This window comes from Deltaproteobacteria bacterium (assembly GCA_019308905.1).
In the GTDB taxonomy this organism is placed as follows: domain Bacteria; phylum Desulfobacterota; class BSN033; order WVXP01; family WVXP01; genus JAFDHF01.
The window spans coordinates 1-3,626 of the sequence record JAFDHF010000127.1 but is presented as its reverse complement, the minus strand read 5'-3'; the positions used below and the strand labels follow the sequence as shown (position 1 = coordinate 3,626).

Annotated in this window: 4 protein-coding genes; 1 reads left to right on the top strand and 3 read right to left on the bottom strand. The window is 54.0% G+C overall.

The features are described 5' to 3' along the window. The first annotated feature begins 175 nt into the window (after window positions 1-175). Window positions 176-1,153, top strand: coding sequence for a hypothetical protein (locus tag JRJ26_20360; GenBank protein MBW2059843.1), 978 nt, complete (start codon window positions 176-178; stop codon window positions 1,151-1,153). A 77-nt stretch (window positions 1,154-1,230) separates the two neighbouring features. Here JRJ26_20360 and JRJ26_20355 read toward each other — a convergent pair whose 3' ends face one another. The 3 genes from JRJ26_20355 to JRJ26_20345 all read right to left on the bottom strand — a co-directional run. Beyond that, a complete protein-coding gene (locus JRJ26_20355; GenBank protein MBW2059842.1) occupies window positions 1,231-2,055 on the bottom strand; it encodes a sugar phosphate isomerase/epimerase in 825 nt (274 codons plus the stop codon). Between the two features lie 28 nt (window positions 2,056-2,083). Next, window positions 2,084-2,920, bottom strand: coding sequence for a carbohydrate ABC transporter permease (locus JRJ26_20350; protein ID MBW2059841.1), 837 nt, complete (start codon window positions 2,918-2,920; stop codon window positions 2,084-2,086). Between the two features lie 71 nt (window positions 2,921-2,991). After that, window positions 2,992-3,626: sugar ABC transporter permease (locus JRJ26_20345; protein MBW2059840.1), on the bottom strand; the 635-nt coding region annotated here is incomplete at its 5' end.

The following is a 3,626-nucleotide window of genomic DNA, read 5'->3' as shown; positions in this document are numbered from 1 at the left end:
GGGTTCCTCTACTTGCTCCGTCATGCCGCTCCGAATCTGACCGGCTCTCCCTGGAGTTTCTTCACTTTCATCGCCCGCCGGTGCGGGCTTGCTCCCTTTCGACCTATGGCAGGAAACTCCAGATTCTTTGAAGTTGACTTGTCTGGGATAACAGGTTAGAAGAACCAAAGGGCGGATGAGCCCTGGATCTCTCCGTTTTGCCCGGTATCAGTGCCCGAACCGGCTGCCACGATGTGACGCCATGAAAAGGCCCTCCTTCTTGTTGTTGCTTCTTCTCGTCTGCCTTTCAGAGCCCCTCCACGGAACAGAACAGAAGGCTCTCGTCGGGACAGGAGACGTGATCGTTCTCTTTGATGAAGAGCCGCTCGGAGCCGTGGCCCGGGAGGTGGTGGACTTCTATCCCGGGGTAAAAGCGGAACTGGAAGAAACCCTGGGGTGGAGGGTGGATTTCAGGCCGAAGATCTTGCTCATCGGAGAGAGGCGGAAATTCCAAGACATGGCAGGAAGCAATTATTTTGCCGCCTATGCGGTGCCCGAGGGAGAACTGGTGGTCATCGACTACTCGAGGATGAATAGGGGTGTCTTTACTCTTTCGATGACCCTGAAGCACGAGTTGTGCCATCTCTTGCTCCACCGCTACATCCCGAAAGGAAACCTGCCCAGATGGCTTGATGAGGGGATCTCACAGTGGGTGAGCGAAGGTGTGTCAGAGATGGTCACCACTGGTGGCCGGTCGCTTCTCAGGGGAGCCGCACTAACGGGAAGGTGTATCCCTCTGGACCGGTTGGCGGAGGGCTTTCCTGGAGACAGGAGATCCCTCCTGCTTGCCTATGAAGAGAGCAGGAGTTTTGTCGAGTATGTCAGCAGTGAATACGGGAGAGAGGCTGTTCTGGATATGCTCAACCAATTGAGGAACGGTGGAGGAGTGAAGGGAGCCTTTCTGAAGACCCTTTCGGTCCCCCTGGAGAAGCTCGAAAGGCAATGGCTGGAGCATCTGAGAAGAGGGACAACTTGGCTCGTCTATTTGGCAGATCACCTTTACGGGATTCTTTTCTTCCTGGCAGCCTTGATTACGGTCTGGGGGTTCATCAAGGTACTGGCCAGAAAAAAACGATACGCCGCCGGCCAGGATGATGGCGTCTTCCCGGATTGAGGAGGAAGGCCTCTGGCACCGGTCCCATGGCAGGTGCCTTGGCCCCTGCCCCTGTTACCATCGATCTTTGTCGGAGGCTAAAGAAGGGGCCTCAAGACCTTGACGGTTTCCTCAAGGGCCGTGTCCTGAGTCGGGAACTGGGTGATTTCGGCAGAGACATAGCCATGATAGTCGATTCTCTTGATGGCCGCCATGATCTTATTGAAATCGAGATTGCCTCTTCCAGGGGCGAGCCTGTTCGAATCGCACAGATGGATGTGGGCGAGGTAGGACTTTGCCCTGTCAAAGCTCTCTTCCATGGATTTGTCTTCGAGGTTCATGTGAAATACGTCGAGCATGAGTCTGAAGTTGTCTCTCCCTACACGCCTCACCGTCTCGATGCCGTCCTGGGTAGAATTGATGTTATTGCAGGCGATTCGTGCCACAGGTTCAAGGATCATGGTGACCCCTCGCGTGGCGGCGTAATCCGTGACCTCCTCAAAAGCACTGTACATCCACTGGAGAGACCGTTCTCTGGGGATCTCCCGGGAAAACCGCCCCCTGAGTCTTCCGATGTTCACCTTGGCACCGAAGGATGAGGCCAAATCGATGATTTGCTCGGTCCGCCTGATGGCTTCTCTCCGTATGGACATATCAGGGTCCATGAAGGAGAGAAGGTCCTGTCCGTAGACTTCACCGGTACAGAGGACAGGAATCTCGATCCCGTACTTGTCCGCTAGCCGGTGAACCATCTCGCCGTCAAAGCGGTTCGGATCCTTGGTCATCAGCTCGGCACCGTCGTACCCGAGTTCCCTGAGTCTTTGAAAGGCCCTATTCATGTCCCCTTGGTAGGCCGTAACGCTCTCGTCGACCCGCAACTCGGGTGTGGCCACACAATAGGCCAGTTTGATCCGATGTTCCACGGTCGTTGCTGAACCTCCCTTCCGGATTTCAGTGCTTGACCGCCCCTGCAAGGAGTCCTGATACGATGTATCTCGAGAAGAAGGTGACAAACACGACTGCTGGGAGAGAAGCGACAATCGTCGCCGCCGCCATGCTGCCATAGTCCACGTATTGGTCCCCCACGAAATCGTAGAGTCCGACAGGGATGGTCTTTGCCGCTTCGGTACTGGTCAGGATCAGGGGAAAGAGGAATTCGTTCCAGGAGAAAAGGAAAGCCAGAATCGCTGCCGCTGCTACCCCAGGGCCGGCTATGGGGAACATTACCCTCCAGAAAGCCCCGAAGTTCGTGCAGCCGTCGATCTTGGCCGAATCGACGAGATCCTTGGGGATGGTGTCGAAAAACCCCTTGAGGAGCCACACCGAGAAGGGGAGGTACATGTAAATGTTTGTCAGTATCAGTGCTGTCCAGGTATCGACGATCCTCAAGCCTGTTGCCACCTTGAAAAAAGGGACGACCAGCGAAATCGGTGGAATCAACCTCGAGACAAGGATGAGGAGCAACAGAACAACGTTCCATTTGAACTGAAACTTGCTGAAGCAGTAGGCCGAGAGGGCTCCCATGGAAACGATGAGAAGCGTGGAAATGGTTGAAATAAAAAGAGAGTTGCGGACATAAGCAACAAAGCTATACTGAGCCTCGAAGGCATAGCCAAAGATGGTCCGGAAGTTCTTCATGGTCAATTTGGTCGGTGCCCAGGATATGTCTGTCTTGTATATCTCTTCCGAAGGCCTGAAGGCCGTTAGAACGATGTAGTAGACCGGGACTTCCGTGACTATGAGAAAGACGATTACGATGATGTAGGAGATGGCCTTTTTCCTGGTCATACTCTCGTCTCTCCTTTTCCATACTTCCCGGGGCCAACCCCGGTGTCATGAAGCCTTCTCTGCCGGTCCATCTATTCTTTCACCTCTGATCTCAAAAAGTAGATATACGCCAGGCATATGATAGCGATAAGTAGGAGCATGACCACTGAAAGGGCCGATGAGTATCCAAACTCCAGTCGCCGGAATGCGGTTTCGTACACGTAAGCCGATAGGAGCTTGGTGTTGTCCCCTGGGCCACCGCCGGTGAGAGTCAACATCAGGGCCACCACGCGGAAGGAGAACATGGACGTAACCAGGAGAGCAACCAGGATAGCTCCCTTGATGTAAGGAATGGTGATGTGAAAGAAAAGCTTCGTATCGGTTGCACCATCGATCTTTGCCGCTTCGTAGAGCTCCTTGGGAACCGTCTGGAGGCCGGCAAGAATTACAACCGTCACAAAGGGAATGCGCCCCCATGCATCGCAGAAGATCAGAATAGGCATGGCATAGGTCTTGACCGCAAGCCATGCCACAGGAGCCGAGATGATGCCGAGCTGCATGAGGAGGTCGTTAGCCGCCCCATAGATATCGTTGAAGAACCATTTGAAAATGATGGCAGTCACCACAGAGGGAACTGCCCAGGGAATAAGAATCCAGACCCTGAAGAGATCCCGGAACTTCATTTTGGTGTTTAAGCAGATGGCAAGTGTCATGCCCAGGATAAAGG